Below are 17,686 nucleotides of genomic sequence, written 5' to 3' on the forward strand. Positions count from 1 at the left end.
TAACCGATCGCAAGGAGGTTCCATGACTTTCATTCGACGTCGTTTGGTGGGACTGGAGGCGGAAGTCTCGATACTGGACTGTGACGATGAGCACCTGTGGGTGCGCTGGCTGGAGCCGGGGCGCTGTCATTACGGCGAGCAGAGATGGTCGGTCGCATTTGCGAGGTGCATCGGCAAGTGCGCATTGTCCGGCACGCTGATCCGGCGCGGCGACCGGGTCTTCAAACCGGCCGGACGTCCCCCGCCATCCAATGCGGACGTGCAGATCCGGGTAGATCAGATCGCGAAGGTGCTCGAAAACCCGCGTACCGATGAAATCTGGTAACGCCGCCGAAGATCGTTTGCCTGCGGAGTCGTTGACCACGAAGGAGTTGATCGATCTTGCAGGTGACCAATTCCTGATTCTCCGGCGCCGCGAACGTCACCCGCGCAGCCGCCTTCTGTGGCGAGCTTAATCCACTATGATGCAAACGGATGCATGGATGAGATCCGCGATAAATAGGGTAAAAATGCCGAATTAGACGGCATCGGACGTAACACATCCCGCTTTGACAAGTCCGTTTCTTCGCTATATTATGCAATCGATTGCATAGGAGATCGAGCATGCCAGATGTCACAAAGCGCAGCAGTATCGTCACCGACGCCGAATCGGTTACCCAGATCGTCCTCGCGGCGATGAGCAACACCGATAACCCGCGTCTTAAGGAAATCGTGGGCGCGCTGGTTGAGCATGGCCATGCGTTTCTTAAGCAGATCAGACTGACTGACGAAGAATTCGAGCAGGGTCTGGATTTCGTCAGACAAGTAGGGCTCACCTGTACGGACAGCCACAACGAAGTCGTGCTTCTGGCCGACGTGCTTGGCTTCTCCACGCTCGTCAAGGCGCTGAACAATTCGGCGCATGACGACCGCACGGGCGGCGCGTTGTTGGGTCCGTTCTATCGCGGTGGCTCACCCCGCTACGAACTGGGGGAATCCCTGGTGCAGGGTCATGCACCGGGTTCGCCGCTCTTTGTTCACGGGCAGGTGCGCAACATCCGCCACGAACCGGTGCGTAACGCGATGGTCGACGTCTGGCAGGCCTCGCCTGTGGGCCTGTATGAGAACCAGGACCCGGAACAGCCCGAGATGAATCTGCGAGGCCATTTCTTCACCGACGAAAACGGTGCGTTTCATTTCAGGAGCGTAAGGCCGGCAGGCTATCCGGTGCCGACTCATGGGCCCGTCGGTGTTCTGTTGCGCGAACAGAATCGCCATCCGTATCGGCCGGCCCACCTCCATTTTGTTGTGATTGCCGAGGGTTACTCAACGCTCATTTCGCAGATCTTTGCCGACGACGCCGAATATCTCGACTCAGATGTCGTGTTCGGCGTAACCCGCGATCTCGTCGGCAGATTCGAGCGCCATGAGGCAGGCACGGGCCCGAGGCCGGATATGAATGAGGCGTACTACACGCTCGAATATGACTTTGTGCTGGCGGAAGGCGTACCGACGTACCCCACGCCGCCCATCAAATAACAAGGATCAGTCGCATGTCTAACGTTCTCGATGAAAAAGTGGCAATCGTTCTGGGTGGCACAGGCGGTATCGGTATGGCCGTCTCACAGCGTCTTGCTCGGGTGGGTGCTCGCGTAGTCGTGGTGAGTCAGCACGATCTCGACGGTGCGCGAAGCTTCGCCAGCGGTCTGCCAGGCGAGGGACACAGTGCGGCGCTCGCGTCGATCACCGAAAGCGACACGCTGAACGCGCTCGCACAAACTGTTCGTGACCGCTACGGCCGCGCCGACATCGTGGTTAACGCCGCGGGCTTTACGAAACCGGTCACGCACGCAGACCTCGACGCGCTGACGGACGAACTGATCGACGACATGTTCAAGGTCAACTGGCGTGGTCAGTTCGCGGTCATCCGTGCGTTTCGCGAATTGCTTGCTGCCTCGGGCGACGGACTGGTCGTCAATGTGTCGTCGATCTCGGCGACCACGGGTATCGGCAGCAACATTGCGTACTGTGCCGCAAAAGCCGGGCTGGACATCATGGCCGCCTCGCTGGGCCGCGCACTTGCACCGCACATTCGCGTGGTCAACGTATCGCCCGGTGTGGTCGATACGTCCTTTGTGCCAGGACGTGGCGCGGATTTCAACGACAAGGTCGCGGCGACCACGCCACTTGGCCGCATCGGCACACCCGACGATATTGCCGCCGCAGTTGAGGCGTGTGCCACACACCTGACGTTCACCACCGGCGTCACGCTTGTTGTCGACGGCGGCCGGCGGCTGAACTAGCCTGACCCAGTTTAAGGAAACGAAATGCACGCACGCAAGACCATCATCACCTGCGCGGTGACCGGCAATCTGACGAAACCCGAGCAGCACCCGGGCCTGCCGGTTACGCCGGAGCAGATCGCGACCGCATCGCTCGACGCGGCACGCGCCGGCGCGGCGGTCGTCCATATTCACGTACGGGACCCGAAGACGGGGCGCCCGTCGATGGACATCGCACTTTATCGTGAAGTGATTGAACGCATCCGCGCGGTCAACACGGATCTCATCATCAACCTGACCACGGGCCCGGGCGGCCGCTTCATCCCCAGCGACGACGAGCCACGGGTTGCTGCTGCCGGCACGACATTGATGCGGCCGGAAGATCGCGTCGAGCATATCCTCGTGCTGCGCCCCGACATCTGCAGCCTGGACCTCAACACGATGAACTCCGGCGGCGACGTTGTCATCAACACGCCGAAGAACGTGACGCGTATGGCGGCCGTTATCCGCGAAGCCGGCGTCAAGCCGGAAATTGAAATTTTCGATTCCGGCGACATGCACCTCGCGTTGGATCTGATGAAGTCCGGCGTGCTGGATGGCCCCGGTCTGTGGACCTTCGTGATGGGCGTGAAATATGGCTTTGCTGCGTCACCGGAAACGCTGCTGTACGCGCGTAGTCTGCTGCCGGCCGGTGCGACCTGGGCAGCGTTTGGCGTTGGCCGTTTCGAATTCCCGATTGTTGCCCAGGCGTGGCTCGCGGGTGGTCACGTGCGTGTTGGTCTTGAGGACAACATCTATATCTCGAAGGGCGTCCTCGCCGAAAGCAATGCGGCGCTAGTCGAGCGCGCACGCGACATTGTGCTTTCACTCGGCGGCGAACTGGCTTCGGCTCGGGAGGCGCGCGATCTGTTGGGGCTGAACCGATGAACGCGGCGCTTTCATCCGCGACAGCTGCGCCGTCGCTGGACCCGAGTGCTTACGTCGCGCAAGGCACCAAGCTGATCGGAGACGTAAGCGTCGGAGCGCAGGCGTCCATCTGGTTCAACTGCGTGTTGCGCGGTGATGTGCAGAAGATCGTGATCGGCAGCCGGACCAACATTCAGGACGGCACGATTATTCATGGCACCACTAACGGCCTGCCTGCCATCGTGGGAAATGACGTCACTGTCGGCCACGGGGCGATTCTGCATGCGTGCACGATCGAAGACAGTGGCTTTGTCGGCTTCGGAGCACGGGTGTTGGACGGTGCCGTTGTGCGCTCGGGCGGCATGCTTGCCGCTGGCGCCGTATTGTCGCCGCGCAAGGTGGTAGGGCCGGGGGAATTGTGGGCTGGCAATCCCGCACGTCTTCTGCGCACGCTGACCGATCAGGAGCGCGAAGGAATGGTTACGGCTAGCGCACGTTATGTGGCGCTCGCGGAGCGCTACAGAAGCGCTCAATTTGTTACTCTGACTTTTTAGGAAATTTCGAAATGAAGGCAGTCCGTGTCACGGCGCCGAGCGCCAATGTCGATTCGCTTGAGCTCAATATTGCGACCCAACCGAAGCCGGATGTCGGTTCGGATGAGTGCCTGGTGCAGGTTGTCAGCGCCGGCGTCAATCCGAGCGATGTCAAGGCCGTACTTGGCGCGATGCCGCATGCCGTGTGGCCACGCACGCCGGGCCGCGAATATGCGGGCGTTGTGCTCGAAGGGCCGGCGGATCTCGTAGGCAAGGAGGTGTGGGGGATCGGCGGCGAACTGGGTATTCGGCGAAACGGATCGCACGGACACTATCTCATCGTACCTACCACCGGCGTGCGTGTGAAACCGGCAAGTCTGACGATGGAGGAGGCGGGTTCGATCGGCGTGCCGTTCACCACCGCGTTTGAAGGATTGCGCCGCGCGGGCGGCGCCAAGAAGGGTGACGTTCTCCTCGTGCTCGGCGCGAATGGCAAAGTCGGACAAGCAGCCATCCAACTCGCAACCATGGCCGGCGCGAAAGTGTTCGGCGTTGAGCGTACGCGTCAGGCGTATCAGGGCCATGCGAGCGGCGAGGTCACGATGATCGACGCATCGTCACAGCAAATCGATGAGGTTGTTCGCGAGTTGACCGATGGCCATGGCGCCGACATTGTGTACAACACGGTTGGCAGCCCCTATTTCGAGCAGGCTAACAAGGCGTTGGCAACACGCGGCACGCAGATCTTCATTTCGACGATCGACCGTGCAGTACCGTTCGACATCTTCTCGTTCTATCGCGGTCAACACACGTATGTCGGTGTCGACACGCTTGCGTTTGATTGCATTGATAACGCGCAAATTCTGGACCAGTTGCTGCCTGCATTTGAAAGCGGTGCGTTGAAGCCATTTCCGATTGATCGTGAATCGGTCTTCTCGCTCGACGACGCCGCGCTTGCGTATCAGGCCGTGCTGCGTGGCAGCACCAACCGTGTGTTGCTTAAACCATGAACGTTACCCGTTTTGATGCGGCGCCGGAGTATTTCCCGGACAACCATTTCCTGATGCGTTGTGTGAGGCTTCAGGGGCACGAAGCGGGGCCGGCGGAATCGCTGTGGATGGGCGTTTCAACTATCGAGCCTGGTGGCTACACGACGCTATCTGCTTCCGCAGTCGAGAAGCACTATGTTGTGTTGGCGGGCGAGCTCACCGTGCAGACAGACGAGGGCACGGTGGTGCTACGCGCGCACGACTCTTGCCGGCTCGCGCCGGGTGAGCGGCGCGCATTGCACAATCGGTCTTCCGCGCCCGTATCCGTATTGCTGGCCATGCCGTTCGCTTGAATTTGCGGCCAGTGGTCAGCACGCGCTGTGCTTCGTGCAGGCGCTGAAGTCAGGCGCGTGGCTTAAACGCGCCTGCACGCCGGTCTATTGGCTCGCCGCCTGTCCTGCATTTGCCTTCTTTTGTGCGTTTTGCAGGTTCTGCGGGTAGTTCGGATCGTTCTGAGCCGGTTGATATCCGTTGCTTTCCAGTTTTTTCAGTTCCGCCGTGTTCTTCGCACGCGCCTGCTTGCGGGCCGCTTTTCGCTCCGCCTTTCGTTGCGCCTTGGTAGCAGACGCTGAAGCGGGCGCGCTGTCGGTTGCGGAACTGCCGCCAGACTGGGCTAGTGCGGGAGCGACTGAACCTGCCATCAAGATGCCTGATGCGAGCAACACCAACAGTTTCCTTGTCTGCAATAACGTCATGTTTTTCTCCGTTTTAAGCCGGGAACCAAAAATGATTGCGGCGAGATCAAGTCTCACATACTGACGACCCGATCGCAATCCATCAGAACGCCTAACAGCGGGTCAATACGAATCATGCCAGGGATTGGGACAATCCCCAACAGGCGGATAGCTGGCCAGCGAGGTCACTTTGGGCGGATTCAGCGTTCGTCATTCTGGACGATCATGCCGCCGCGCCATGCATTACGATGGCGGCGAAGTCGCCAGTAGTGCACTGGAATGTGCATGCCCGTCGACTTGTCGCCGAATGTTTTAACTGTGGCATCACGAACCGGATGAGTACTCCATGAGCAATCAGGATACGTCGACAACACTGCCGTTTGCAGGCAGAACATTTCTCGTCAGCTACGGCGACCATCTGACTGCACTCAATATTTACGCAGACGATGGAAAGACGATGCGTTATGAAGTGACGGAGGGTCCGTTCAAAGGCGCAACCGCCGAAGTGGTGTATGAAGCGCTCCAGGTTGGAGACGGTACCTATGTTCTGTCGTGGCAAGAGGCGGACAAGGGAACCGTGGTGCATCTGGATGATTTTTCCGCCGGCACTTCGCGTGCCTTCTATACAACGGCAACTCACGAATTTGTGCGAATGCTCGGCTCGCTTGTCGAGCTCGCGTAATACCTCCGGACAAAACCGGGGCGTTATAAAAAAGGTGCCCGTCTGATGCACCGCTCTCCGAAGGAAAACCAGGAATGAAAATGTCTACCCGGCTCTGGCTATTGATCGGCATTGCCATGGTCGGTCTGGCCGGCCTCGGAGGGTCGTCGCTCTGGACGCTCAAGACCTCGATGCGTGACGCGCGAAAAGCCGAGATTACCAATATGCTCTACTCGGCGCGCAATCTTGTTACCTACTATGCTCAACAGGAGCAGCGGGGGGCATTGACGCACGGCGAGGCGCAGCGAGCGGCATTGGACACGCTGGCCAGGTTGGCTAACGCACCAAAAAGCTATTACATCGTGCGCTCACCTGACGGCGTGATGCTGGAGCATCCCGATCCAAAGCAGGTGGGAACGGTTTCCCTTGGAAAAACACTCGACGGCCATTCCGATTACGACGCATGGCGCGATGCGATGGGTTCGAACGGCGTATCGATTATTTCGGTCGCCTTCAAAAAACCGGGCGAAGCCGGCTTCTCGGAGAAGCTCAACGGCATGACCGAATTCAAGCCGTGGAACTGGTGGATCGTCACGGGCTTTTTCACGGACGATATGGACGCCGAGTTTTACGGTGCTGCGAGGCAAACACTTATCGCTTTGACGGTCACCGCCGTGCTGCTGTTCCTGATGGGCTATCGGCTGATCGGAAACGTCCAGAGTGCGATCGGCGGTGAACCGCGCGATGTGGCGGATGTGGCGCGTCGTATCGCGCAGGGCGATCTGTCCAGTGCATCGGTTGCGCGCGGCCCTATGGAGGGCGGCAAGCCATCGCAGGACTCGAGCATTGCCTCGTCGGTGCTGCGCATGTCCGACAATTTGTATGCCATGCTCCGCAAGATTCACCACGCCACCGAATCGATTTCGGCGGGTACGCGAGAATTGCGTCAAGGACACGACGATCTCTCGCATCGTTCCGAGCAACAGGCGGCAGCACTCCAGCAGACCGCAGCAAGTGTCGAGGAATTGACGGCGACGGTACAGCAGAATGCCGAAAGCGTCGTGCACGCCACGGATCTTGCAAGGGTGGCCGTCAAGCAGGTGTCGACAGCGGACGAGCACATCGATCAGATTGTCGTGGGCATGTCCAGGATCACCGGCAGCGCGCAGCGCATGCGCGATTTTGTTTCCGTCGTGTCGGGAATTTCAGCGCAGACAAATATCCTTGCGTTGAACGCGGCGGTCGAGGCGGCCCGTGCGGGTGTGGAGGGGCGAGGCTTTGCAGTAGTCGCATCGGAAGTGCGCGAGCTTGCACGGCGCGCAAACGAATCGGTCACTGCCATTTCCGGATTGATCGACGAGGCGCTGGTCAACGTCGAAAGCGGTAATGGCATGGTGCAGCGCGCGAGAGAGGGCATGGCCAGCCTGGTTCGGCACATCAAGGGAATCGAATCGAATCTGTCGCAGATATCGGAGGCGTCGGCAGAGCAGAGCCGGGGAATCTCTCAGGTGTCAGAGGCAATCTCATACATCGACGAGGCGACCCAGCGAAACACCAACGTGGTGCTGCAGGTGGCCGAAGCAGCAGCGTCACTCGACGCTCAGGTGCAGAGTCTGTCTGAAGCGGTTGGCATATTCAGGCTTGAGTAGCACGTTGCCCGCTCGATTGCGACATCGAGTCAAGGAAAATGGTGACGTGAAAAGGACAGGCCGGCGAGCGCGTTGCGCTGCAATCTCGCCGGATCACCCTGCCTGAGGGCCAGTTTTTTATTGGCCGATCAGCGCGTCTGCTTCGACGATTCCCAGTATTGCTTCAAGCCAAATACCATGTTGCTGAACGGAATGCTCAGACCCGCGTAGACAGCCTGAGCTTCCGGTGCTGCGTTGTCGCCGAGCAACTCGACGGCAACCGTCGAGTATCCCACCGGGACAACACCGGCTTGCACCATACGGGCGACGCCAAGGTCCACCTGTGCCTGCGAAAAACCGCCGGAAGCGTCGATGACGGCGTAGGTCGTATATCCGTCGCGTAGCGCGGCGAGTGCCGGGAGAGCCAAACATACGTCGGTGGAGACGCCCGTCACGATGAGGTGCTTGCGCCCGGTTGCCTGAACTGCACGGACAACCCGGGGCTCATCCCATGCGCTGACAGTCGTTCGTTCGATAACCTCGTGGTTCTCGAGCGCGGCGGCCAACTCAGGAATCATGGGACCCCAAAGGCTTTCAGTCGTGGTGGTTACAACGATAGGAATATCGAGCGCGAGAGCAGCCTTGGTAAGGCCGACCACGTGATGCTTGAGCTCCAGGGGAGTAATGTCGCGCACGCCCGTGTAGAGCCCTTCCTGATGATCGACGTGTAGTAGAACTGCGTTGTGCCTGGTGAGCTTTTCTTTAACCGGCAGCTGTCCTGTCATGACGTTCTCCTTGGGTTGTAGGTAGCGATAATTCTGACATGCCATCTATGCCGGAACGTGTCTTTGTCGGCCAACGTACCGGACTCAGTTTCCTAAGTTCTGGACGATAGAAGCAGGAAGCATTCGGAAGCGGATTTAAGTTCGGATATCGAATGGTCATGCGAAAAAGCAAGCGGAAAAGCGAAATTTTGACGTTGGAAAGGATAAGGAGAACGAGTAAGTCGGTCGCAAAAGCGCATTGACGTCGTCTGCGCAACGATGCGTTATTCGTTTACGTATTAACCCGATGTCGGGGCCTCGTTAAACTGCCGCTAACAGTTGCGGCGGATCGATTCGACGTTCGCCGCCTGCCCAAACTTCAAAACCATCAGAGGTACGTAAAAATGAAAAAACTCGCTTACACCGTGGTCTTTGCTTCGGCACTTGCCGCTTCTTTCAGCTCGTTCGCACAATCTTCGGCACCGGTGAGCCGCGCTCAAGTTCGCGACGAACTGGTCCAGCTTGAGAAGGCAGGATATGAGCCCACTCAAAACGATCCCACTTATCCTTCGAACCTTCGCGCTGCGGAGAACCAGGTCGCTGTGAAGAAAATGGCCGCGGCGGGCGGCGCAAGCGGCTATGGTGCGGCGATGGATGGATCGTCCCGTTCCGGCGCTTCAGCCACGCCTGCCGGCGTACAGTAACCGTATGAGCAGATCGACCGGCGCGGACTGCGCGCCGGCGAAGCAGGCTAATTGCACTGAAGAATTGGCGATATCGGAAAAATGCCGCTGAGCGAAGGATCGCGTGCTAGATGGCCACTGCCTTAGGCATCTCAGTCACAAGAAAATCCAGCAATGCGCGCACAGACGGCAGCAGCCCCTGGCGGTTTGGCACCAGCGCAGTGATCCTGGCTTCGGCGGCTGTCCACTCCGGAAGAACGCGAACCAGACTGCCTGCGCGAACCTCGTCGCGGCACACATAGCCTGGCAACGCCACGATCCCCAGCCCCATCTTTGCGGCCTGCTTCAGGCTCGCCATGCAGTCCGTCATCAGTCGTGGCTCCAGACGCACCGTACATTCTCGTTGATCCGCGTGACGTAAGGTCCATTGGTGGGGGACACCTTCACGCACCATGAAAAGAGCGGGGCGCTTCGACAACTCTTCCGGCGCGGCGGGCAGGCCGGCCTGTGCGGCATAGTCTGCGCCGCAGAACAGCATCCACGGGGTAAGTGCGAGTGGCCGCTGGACCAGTTGGGAATCAGGCAGCGGTGCAGTATGTGCTCTGATTGCGAGGTCGAAACCCTCGGCAACGATGTCTACTTCCTGGTCAGACGATTGCTGCACAATGGTTACTTTCGGATACCTCAGGCTGAACTCCGGCAGCAGATCCCGCATTGCAAACTGTGCCATGGCCACCGCCACGGAGAGTCGGATTGGGCCGCTGGGTTCCGTCATCCTGCGTCTGACTCCGCTCTCCGCAACCTCTGCTGCCTGGAGCACCAATGCCGCTTGCGTATAGAACTCGGCGCCGACGTCGGTGACGGCGAATTGCCGGGACGTGCGATTGATCAGGCGGGCGTCGAGGGCGGTCTCAAGCTGCTGGATGCGATTGCTGATCGTCGACTTCGGGACAGAGAGCGCGCGTGCAGCCGCTGTGATGCCCCTGTGATCCACCACCTGGACGAAGTAATAGAAAGCGTTCAGATCGAGCATTGAGCAACAGTCCTTGTGTGAGCCATGCCAGTGGGTGACCCGGGGCATCGGCCCGGGTGCGCCTCTCCTCGCGGATGTTCTCTGCTTTTACCTAATAAAAGAGAGTTTGTGCACCAGGACTTTCGTTACACGCTGCAGGCCGTCGCTCTGCTCGAAGCAATCTCGCGAGCAGCCTTCGCCCCTTCGACCTGCAGCAGCGTCGGCAACGATACGCCGTTTTTCGCCGCGGTCACCTCGGCCAGAATAGACACGGCGATTTCCGGTGGTGTGCGACTACCGATGTAGATACCCACTGGCCCACGCAATCTTGCCAGTTCACTATCGTCCAGATCAAATTCCTTGAGTCGCTCGCGCCTCGCAGCATTATTGCGGCGTGATCCCAGTGCGCCTACGTAAAATGCGGCTGTCTTCAATGCCTCCATAAGCGCGAGATCGTCAAGCTTCGGATCATGAGTCAGGGCGATTACCGCGCAGCGCGCGTCGAGTTTCATGTCGAGTACCGTATCGTCCGGCATTGTGCGTACGATCTTCGTTCCCGGAACATCCCACTCATCGGTGTACTCCTCGCGTGGATCACAGACGGTCACCTGATAGTCGAGACCCACGGCGATCTGGCAGAGGTAGTGCGATAGCTGCCCTGCGCCAATCACCAGCATCCGATAGCGCGGGCCGTGAACGGTCAGCAGCCGCTGCTCGTTCAGATCGACGCCGCCGACAACCGGTGCAGGGACGAGCCGTACAGCGCCGGTTGTCATATCGACGTGACGTGCGACGAGGTGGCCGTCTTCCACCAGGCGGCACAGGTCGGCCATGCGGCTATTCCGTGATAGCGGTTCGAGCACTAACTGGATCGTACCGCCGCACGGCAAACCGAAACGATGCGCTTCTTCCGCGGTGATGCCGTATTTGATCGTCTCGGGTCGCGCTTGCTCGATGCCGCGTTGCCGCACACGCTCGATCAGATCGTCTTCAATGCAACCGCCGGAGACAGAGCCGACAACGATGCCGTCGTCGCGCACGGCGAGCATCGCGCCTTCAGGACGCGGTGATGAACCCCATGTTTTCACAACGGTCACCAGCAGCGCGCGATGTCCGTTTTCGAGCCACCGCGCGCACGACCTTATGACCTCGAGATCTACGCTGTCCATGATTTACTCCCTTTCGCCTGAGTGCCGATGAACTCCGGAACCATGGCCGCGGCGATTTTTGCGAATCTGCGAACCTCCATTTGGGAGGGTTCGCAGATTCCCCAAGGTTCAGCTTTTCTTTGCGTAGGCGCTACACCAGCCCGTGCTCGCGACAGTTTTCCCCGCGAATATGGGGCATCCGCCTGAAGCAGCGCCAGCTTGTCCCTGGTATAGCGAACAGTTGCCGCAGTTCTGACCGGCGGCAAATTTGGCGTACCTGGCCTTGTCGACATTGGCCGCGTCGGTGCGATAGCCCATGGCCTGAGCCATCGGGTCACTGTCCTGAACCTGATTGTCCGCGGCGTGGGCCTGGGGGAGCTTCGCAAGAAGCGCGGTCGAAACGATAGCGACGTTCATGAGCAGGAAACTGCGGCGATGCGAATCTACACTCTTCATGTTGATATACCTATGTAGTTGTGGGGGGTACGACCAGAAATGAATGGATGCGTCTACGAGGACCGAATTCGATGATAAAGGGGGCTCCTTCCATGCGAAACGTACAGATCGTTGGACGCATCGTCCGGCGAATTGAACGATCATTGAAGGTACAGTTAGCCCAGCGATGTCGAAGCATTCTTCAAGGTATGTTGAATCTGCTTTGCTGTGCCTTGCAATTGCGTTGCCAAAGTGGCGATGCGCTGGCGGCTCATGCGTGAGTCGATCGCTGCAACACTGATGGCCGCGATCGGGTTTCCCAGTGCGTCACGGATATGAACTCCAACTGCAGATGTTCCAAGCGTCACCCGGTTGCGTACATGCGCGTATCCGTTGCGCTGGCAGTCGGCGATCGATGCATACAAACCTGCTTCGGTCAACTTTCCTTGCACGAGAATATCGGGCGCAATGCTGCTTATCGTGTCTTCCCGTTCGTCGTCCGGTAGCGCCGCGAGTATTGCAAGGCCGCCTGCGCCGAGTCCGAGCGGGTGGCGACTGCCGGCTTCGAGCGTCAGAACGCGCACAGGAGAGGGGCCTTCTACACGTTCGATGCACACAGCTTCCATCCCGCTGCGAACGACCAGGTACGCGGTGTCGCCCACTTCATCGACGAATGTGCGCAGTAAGGCACGGGCGGGTTGCCAGATGTCGAATTGCGCGGCTGCGGCGATTCCGAGTTCGAACGCGAGCGACCCAAGCGCATAGCGCTTGCTACTTTCCAGTTGCTGCGCGAGCCGCTCGGATATCAGACGCTGCAGCAGACGATGGACAGTTGAATGGGGCATGTCCGTCAAACGCGCCAGGTCTGTTAACGCAAGGCCTCGACGTCCGGACGCGGCCAGCAGGCGCACAAGATGCAACGCGCGCTCTACCGATCTCGAGGTGGCAACCATGTCTCTCCCCCAGTACTTCCTCAGTGCTTCTATAGCGCGGAAGTCTAGTGCCGGTTCGAGCGATTGAGAAGTGGCCGAAGGTACGGGTGAGTGGAGAGACCGATTTGAAACCCCATGGAATATGGTGTTTCGCGATTTCACATTGATGTCCATCTGGTGGAAATCATGAGTTGTCGCGTTTGAGGCCCAGCCATCGGGGCGCAGACGCGAGTTCGGGAAAGGTAAAAAGGACAATCGGAGCAGTCGCGGGACATTCGGGTAAGCGTTCGACGGACCACGTCCCGTACGATGGACTCGACTTCTCGTTCAACGGTCCCAGCAACGGCTGTCGCACCTGGTTTCCAAGATATATATAAGGATTTCGAAATGTTTAAATACTTTCCCGATAACTACATGTGGTCCCTCGCGGTAATGCGCTGTCTTGCCAGCGGCGGTCACTTCGGTGAGATTCACTGGGCGCTGCAAGATCTGCAGGACGCAGCCAACGTTGCCCCGCAAGGCGACAACGAAGCGTGGCATGCCGCATGGAAAAAGCTTGCGATTCAAGTGGAAGAGATCGGCCGTACCGCGCTGGAATCGGGTAAGAAACAGACCGCCGCGTCAGCGCTGATGCGTGCTACGCACTATTGGCAATGGGCGGAAGCCTTTGTCGATCCGGACGATGACCGTGCTGCGAAGTCGTACGAGCGTCACCTGACCTGCTTCCGCGATTCAGGCAGTTTGCTGCCGAATCCGATCGAAGTGGTCGAAGTTCCGTTTGGAGACACCAGCCTCTCAGCTTACTTCGTCAAGGCCGAGGGCGTGTCCGGCCCGGCGCCGGCGGTGATCCTTTCCGACGGTCTGGACGGCACCAAAGAGGAAATGGTGTTGATGGCGCAGGCTTTGGCCGCGCGCGGTATTTCCTGCCTGGCCGTGGACAATCCTGGGCAGGGCGCGACGCTGCGGCTAAAGGGGCTTAAAGCGCGCCACGATTCAGAGGTGGCCGCCGGTGCTTCGTACGACTACCTCGCGAGCCGCAGCGACGTCGTCGATGCAAAGCGGGTCGGTTTGATTGCGGCGAGCATGGGCGGATATTACGCCCCGCGTGCGGTTGCTTTCGAGAAGCGTGTCAAGGCATGCGTTGCGTGGGGCGCGATCTATGACTATCACGCTGTCTGGCTGCGCCGACTCAATCTGCAACCGGGCGCCAAGGCAACGGTCGACTATCGCGCCGCGCTGGGAACGACCGGCAAGCACCTGCTGAATATTATCGGCGCAACGGATTTCGATCAGGCTCTGCAGAAGTTCGAATCGTTCACCCTGAAGGGTGTGGCACACAATATCTCGTGCGATATCCTGCTCGTGCACGGCGAGGACGACAAGCAAACACCATTGTCGGATGCGCAAAAACTCTATGATGAAATCGGGTCGAAGAACAAGGCGCTGCGGGTGTTTACGCGTGCTGAAGGCGGTGCGGCGCACGTCCAGCTGGATCGGCAGGAGCCGGCGGTGAGCCTGATTGCGGACTGGATGGTGGATCACCTCTGATTCCCGAGGTGCCGTGAGGTTCGTCCCGGCGGTCTTGCCTTCCGGCGCTAGTCGGCAGTGCGGGGCCGTCGGGTCACGCGATCAGAATCGAGGGATTGAGCATTGAACTACGAATCCGAACAAGCCGCAGCTTTGGCGAGCACGGAAGGTGTGAATGTCGTCAAGCTGATCGAAGAGAGCCCGCTGGGCGCCTTCCAGATCCGGGTCTTCGGTCTTTGTGCGTTGGTGGCGTTGATTGATGGTTTTGATAGCCAGCTACTCGGGCCGGCCGCGCGCTCGATTGCTCAATCGCTCGATCTTCGGGTAGCCGATTTTGGCTCCATATTCAGTGCCTCACAGGTCGGGTTTTTCATCGGAGCGCTGGTTTTTGGGCCTGCCGCCGACCGCTGGGGGCGCCGCCGGCTGCTTATCGCGACAACGTCGGTGTTTGCGATTTTTACACTGTTCACGGCACTGGCCCATTCGTTTGGCTCGCTCCTGCTGTACCGGTTTATTGTTGGCCTGGCATTGGGCGGTGCTTCGCCGAGTTTCATCGGCCTCGCGGCAGAGTATTTACCGCTGCAACGGCGCACTCAATTCGTCACGATACTGTGGGCCGCTGTACCGCTCGGCGGCATGCTGGGTTCGGCCGCAAGTACGGCGCTGATTCAGACCGCGGGCTGGCAGGCGTCGTTTTACATCGGCGGCATTGTCCCGCTTCTTGTTGCGCTGCTGCTGATTTTCTTCCTGCCCGAATCGATCAGCTTTCTTGTAACGCAAGGTGCTTCGCCTGCGAGAGTGCGCGCCATTGTCGAGAAATTGACGCGCGCTGCGATAAAGCATGAAGATCGATTCATCGTCGACACACCGGAAGCACAGGGTGCTTCGCTGAAAGAGCTTTTCGCGCGCGGGCGTGCGGTACCGACGCTGTATTTGTGGGCGTTGTGCTTCATGGCATGGATGGCGCTGATCGTGGTTTCGTTCTGGACCCCTACGCTGATTCAGAACGTTGGCTTCTCGGCGTCCGCGGCAGCCGCTACCTTGCTGTTCAATAATATTGGCGCCGTTGTCGGCACGGTATTGATCGGATCGCTGATGCACCGCTTCGGTCACTTTAGAGTTCTGATCCTGAGTTTCTTTGCATCGGCCTGGGCAGTCGGCGCGCTCGGCGTGTTCACCGCCGTTTTCAGCCACGTGGCAATCAGTTCGACGCTCGCGGGATTTTTCCTGTCGGCGAGTTGCGCGGGCCTGATTGCAATCGCCGCGGGTTCATACCCAGTGTCGATTCGATCGACGGGTATTGGCTGGGCAATCGGCGTAGGTCGAATTGGCTCGATTGTCGGCCCGTTGCTTGCTGGGCACCTGCTCTCGCTCGACTGGAGCGTTCGCGACATCTATCTCGCGCTGAGTGTCCCGTGTCTGTGTGCTGCGGTTCTGGTGATACTCCTGCGGCACAGCGCAAGCAGCCGCGCCAGATCAGGCCGTGACGCGTTCTCTGTCGGTTGACGATGGCGAATTCACCTGCGGATTGGCCGCACGTCAGGTGCATGTTTTGCCGCACTGGGCACTGAGTCACGTGAGCTGTTTTCTGAAGGCCATCCGCTGCACTTCACATCGCTTTTCCAGCTTGCGTAATGCGTCTCTCGGGCGAAGCAGGCGGGCATTTCACGTCATGTACTGGTGCAGTTTTGTCAGACAAAGACATTTCGATTGGCAATCGGACCAGATGGTAACTTTCCAGACAATCGGGCTAATGGTGTTTTATTCGCTAGCGTACCTTTGAATCGTAGCAAACAGACGGAACGCTATCGGCAGGATGAATTTCAGCGTTCCGACGTCAACGACGAAAGTAAAACCAAAAGCATATCGGAGATCAAGATGAGGAAGTGTCTGCTAGCATCGGCAGTCCTGGTTCCATTGATCGGGACGGCAAATGCGCAGTCGAGCGTAACGCTCGCGGGCATTATCGATGGAGGGATCGGGTTTCGGACCGGCGCGAGCGCCAACAATAGCACCCAATGGGCTTTCCAGTCAGGTGCCGTGCAAACCAGTCAGATCGTGTTCAGTGGTACAGAAGATCTGGGCGCCGGCTATTCAGCGTACTTCTACCTTGCTTCCGGTTTCCTGCTCGGCAATGGGGCATACACCAATGCCCGTCTTCCTGCCTCCGCGGGAACATACATGTTCGATCGCGGCGCGTGGGTCGGTCTTAGAGGTAGCTTCGGATCCGTGCAGCTGGGCCGCAGTTTTACACCTCTCGCCGATGTGCTGTATCGATCGGACGCGAGCGGCTATGCGAATTTCGCGTCGCTCTCCAACACGATCTACCAGAATCTGACAGGGATAACCGGCGCGCAGTACACGTGGAGCAACAATGCGATCAAGTACATCTCGCCGACATTCGGCGGTCTGAGCGCTGAATTGATGCAAAGTCTCGGTGGCGTGGCCGGCGATTTCGCGGCCGGACGCGTGAGATCGGCGGCGATTTTCTACACGTATGGTCCCTTTGCATTGAACGGAGCGTACCTCGACGCCAACGATCCGGGAGGCACCAGCGATGACAAGCTGGTGGCACGATCCTTTACGGTGGGTGCGGTGTACACGGGCGATCATTTCAAGGTCAGCCTCAATGCCGCGAATTTCAAGAACCCCGTGCTCGATACGAATCAGACGTTCTATTCGCTTGGGGGCACCTACCACCTCTCTCCAGTGAACGATATCGTCGCGGACTATACCTTTCTCGCGGACAAGGTTGCGGCTAGAGACGGCAGCTATTTCAAACTCGGCATACATCACTACCTGTCGAAGCTGACGGATCTGTACGCTGAAGGCGGCATCGCACGCAACCATTCGAAAGGTCAGGTCGGTATCGCAAGCGTGTTTCCTTCCAGTCCGGGTATCAATCAGACTGGGTTGATGATTGGCGTGCGGCACTTCTTTTAACGCTGGACGGAATCGGCACGGGTGGGAGCGGCGGATGAAATTGACCATCAATGGCGACGGGTATGAGGCTGATATTGAACCAGAAATGCCTTTGCTCTGGGCCATACGGGATGTAGTCGGACTAACTGGTACGAAGTTCGGCTGCGGCATCGGCGCGTGCGGTGCGTGTTCAATTCATCTCGACGGCCAACTCGTGCGTTCCTGCATTCTTCCGGCATCAAGCGCCGAGGGCCGCAAGATCACTACGATCGAAGGGCTCTCGGGAAAAGGCGCCGAACTGCAGCGAGCATGGATCAGCATTCAGGTGCCGCAGTGCGGCTATTGTCAGAGTGGCATGCTGATGGCCGCCACCGACCTGTTGGCCCGTAACCCGCATCCTGACGATGCGGCGATCGACGCCGCAATGGCGAACATCTGCCGGTGCGGCACGTATGCCCGAATCAAGGCGGCGATCCATCTGGTGGCGAGCGGCAAGGACTCTGCCTCGGGCCACGAAAAAAGCGCCGTGAAAAAACGGGTCAAAGGATAAA

Annotated in this window: 20 protein-coding genes; 14 read left to right on the forward strand and 6 right to left on the reverse strand. The window is 58.9% G+C overall.

The genetic code is table 11. The annotated features are described in order from the left end of the window. Positions 1-22 precede the first annotated feature (22 nt). The 7 genes from BCY88_RS04935 (at position 23) to BCY88_RS04965 (ending at position 5,042) form a co-directional block, all read left to right on the forward strand. Positions 23-325 carry a DUF3331 domain-containing protein gene (locus BCY88_RS04935; RefSeq protein ID WP_120343168.1) on the forward strand — a complete coding sequence of 101 codons (303 nt, stop codon included), beginning with the start codon at positions 23-25 and terminating at the stop codon, positions 323-325. Between the two features lie 278 nt (positions 326-603). Continuing rightward, positions 604-1,518 (forward strand): dioxygenase family protein, encoded by a 915-nt coding sequence (locus BCY88_RS04940; protein ID WP_120343169.1) that lies wholly within the window; start codon positions 604-606, stop codon positions 1,516-1,518. Between the two features lie 14 nt (positions 1,519-1,532). Then, positions 1,533-2,282: an SDR family NAD(P)-dependent oxidoreductase gene (locus BCY88_RS04945; RefSeq protein WP_120343170.1), complete on the forward strand. Its 750-nt coding sequence runs from the start codon at positions 1,533-1,535 to the stop codon at positions 2,280-2,282. 24 nt (positions 2,283-2,306) lie between these two features. Then, positions 2,307-3,188, forward strand: coding sequence for a beta-keto acid cleavage family enzyme (locus tag BCY88_RS04950; RefSeq protein WP_120343171.1), 882 nt, complete (start codon positions 2,307-2,309; stop codon positions 3,186-3,188). Beyond that, positions 3,185-3,721: a gamma carbonic anhydrase family protein gene (locus BCY88_RS04955; RefSeq protein ID WP_120343172.1), complete on the forward strand. Its 537-nt coding sequence runs from the start codon at positions 3,185-3,187 to the stop codon at positions 3,719-3,721. Before BCY88_RS04950 ends, BCY88_RS04955 begins: the two co-directional genes overlap by 4 nt. Before the next feature lie 11 nt (positions 3,722-3,732). After that, positions 3,733-4,710 (forward strand): quinone oxidoreductase family protein, encoded by a 978-nt coding sequence (locus tag BCY88_RS04960; protein WP_120343173.1) that lies wholly within the window; start codon positions 3,733-3,735, stop codon positions 4,708-4,710. Next, positions 4,707-5,042, forward strand: a complete 336-nt coding sequence (locus BCY88_RS04965; RefSeq protein WP_120343174.1) for a cupin domain-containing protein — start codon at positions 4,707-4,709, stop codon at positions 5,040-5,042. Before BCY88_RS04960 ends, BCY88_RS04965 begins: the two co-directional genes overlap by 4 nt. 84 nt (positions 5,043-5,126) lie before the next feature. Here BCY88_RS04965 and BCY88_RS04970 read toward each other — a convergent pair whose 3' ends face one another. Next, complete coding sequence (locus BCY88_RS04970) at positions 5,127-5,444, reverse strand: DUF4148 domain-containing protein (protein WP_120343175.1); 318 nt, start codon at positions 5,442-5,444, stop codon at positions 5,127-5,129. 325 nt (positions 5,445-5,769) lie between these two features. Here BCY88_RS04970 and BCY88_RS04975 point away from each other — a divergent pair, with 325 nt between their 5' ends. Together BCY88_RS04975 and BCY88_RS04980 are read left to right on the forward strand one after the other, a co-directional pair. Continuing rightward, the gene (locus BCY88_RS04975) at positions 5,770-6,105 is read left to right on the forward strand and encodes a MoaF-related domain-containing protein (protein ID WP_120343176.1); all 336 of its coding nucleotides are present in this window, start codon (positions 5,770-5,772) and stop codon (positions 6,103-6,105) included. 74 nt (positions 6,106-6,179) lie between these two features. Beyond that, positions 6,180-7,733 carry a methyl-accepting chemotaxis protein gene (locus BCY88_RS04980; protein WP_120343177.1) on the forward strand — a complete coding sequence of 518 codons (1,554 nt, stop codon included), beginning with the start codon at positions 6,180-6,182 and terminating at the stop codon, positions 7,731-7,733. Positions 7,734-7,861: 128 nt separating this feature from the next. On the opposite strand, the gene BCY88_RS04985 is transcribed toward BCY88_RS04980, so the two are convergent. After that, a complete protein-coding gene (locus tag BCY88_RS04985) occupies positions 7,862-8,497 on the reverse strand; it encodes an isochorismatase family protein (RefSeq protein ID WP_120343178.1) in 636 nt (211 codons plus the stop codon). 383 nt (positions 8,498-8,880) lie between these two features. On the opposite strand from BCY88_RS04985, the gene BCY88_RS04990 reads away from it, so the two are divergent. After that, entirely contained in the window at positions 8,881-9,180 is a 300-nt protein-coding gene (locus tag BCY88_RS04990) for a DUF4148 domain-containing protein (protein WP_120343179.1), read from the forward strand. Between the two features lie 106 nt (positions 9,181-9,286). Here BCY88_RS04990 and BCY88_RS04995 read toward each other — a convergent pair whose 3' ends face one another. The 4 genes from BCY88_RS04995 to BCY88_RS05010 form a co-directional block, all read right to left on the reverse strand. Beyond that, complete coding sequence (locus tag BCY88_RS04995) at positions 9,287-10,192, reverse strand: LysR substrate-binding domain-containing protein (RefSeq protein WP_120343180.1); 906 nt, start codon at positions 10,190-10,192, stop codon at positions 9,287-9,289. Between the two features lie 125 nt (positions 10,193-10,317). Continuing rightward, complete coding sequence (locus BCY88_RS05000; protein ID WP_120343181.1) at positions 10,318-11,340, reverse strand: XdhC family protein; 1,023 nt, start codon at positions 11,338-11,340, stop codon at positions 10,318-10,320. A 108-nt stretch (positions 11,341-11,448) separates the two neighbouring features. After that, positions 11,449-11,736: a high-potential iron-sulfur protein gene (locus BCY88_RS05005; RefSeq protein ID WP_259461242.1), complete on the reverse strand. Its 288-nt coding sequence runs from the start codon at positions 11,734-11,736 to the stop codon at positions 11,449-11,451. A 194-nt stretch (positions 11,737-11,930) separates the two neighbouring features. After that, on the reverse strand, positions 11,931-12,860 hold the full coding sequence (locus BCY88_RS05010; protein ID WP_120343183.1) for an IclR family transcriptional regulator: 930 nt from the start codon (positions 12,858-12,860) through the stop codon (positions 11,931-11,933). A 213-nt stretch (positions 12,861-13,073) separates the two neighbouring features. Between BCY88_RS05010 and BCY88_RS05015 the strand changes: the two genes are divergently transcribed. The 4 genes from BCY88_RS05015 (at position 13,074) to BCY88_RS05030 (ending at position 17,685) form a co-directional block, all read left to right on the forward strand. Beyond that, a complete protein-coding gene (locus tag BCY88_RS05015; protein WP_120343184.1) occupies positions 13,074-14,234 on the forward strand; it encodes an alpha/beta hydrolase family protein in 1,161 nt (386 codons plus the stop codon). A gap of 102 nt (positions 14,235-14,336) precedes the next feature. Continuing rightward, entirely contained in the window at positions 14,337-15,719 is a 1,383-nt protein-coding gene (locus tag BCY88_RS05020) for an MFS transporter (RefSeq protein ID WP_120343185.1), read from the forward strand. A gap of 372 nt (positions 15,720-16,091) precedes the next feature. Further along, positions 16,092-17,156 carry a porin gene (locus BCY88_RS05025; protein WP_147408499.1) on the forward strand — a complete coding sequence of 355 codons (1,065 nt, stop codon included), beginning with the start codon at positions 16,092-16,094 and terminating at the stop codon, positions 17,154-17,156. Positions 17,157-17,190: 34 nt separating this feature from the next. After that, complete coding sequence (locus BCY88_RS05030; protein ID WP_120343187.1) at positions 17,191-17,685, forward strand: (2Fe-2S)-binding protein; 495 nt, start codon at positions 17,191-17,193, stop codon at positions 17,683-17,685. Position 17,686 lies beyond the last annotated feature (1 nt).

Origin of the sequence: Paraburkholderia fungorum (assembly GCF_003610895.1) — a bacterium.
Classification (GTDB): domain Bacteria; phylum Pseudomonadota; class Gammaproteobacteria; order Burkholderiales; family Burkholderiaceae; genus Paraburkholderia; species Paraburkholderia fungorum_B.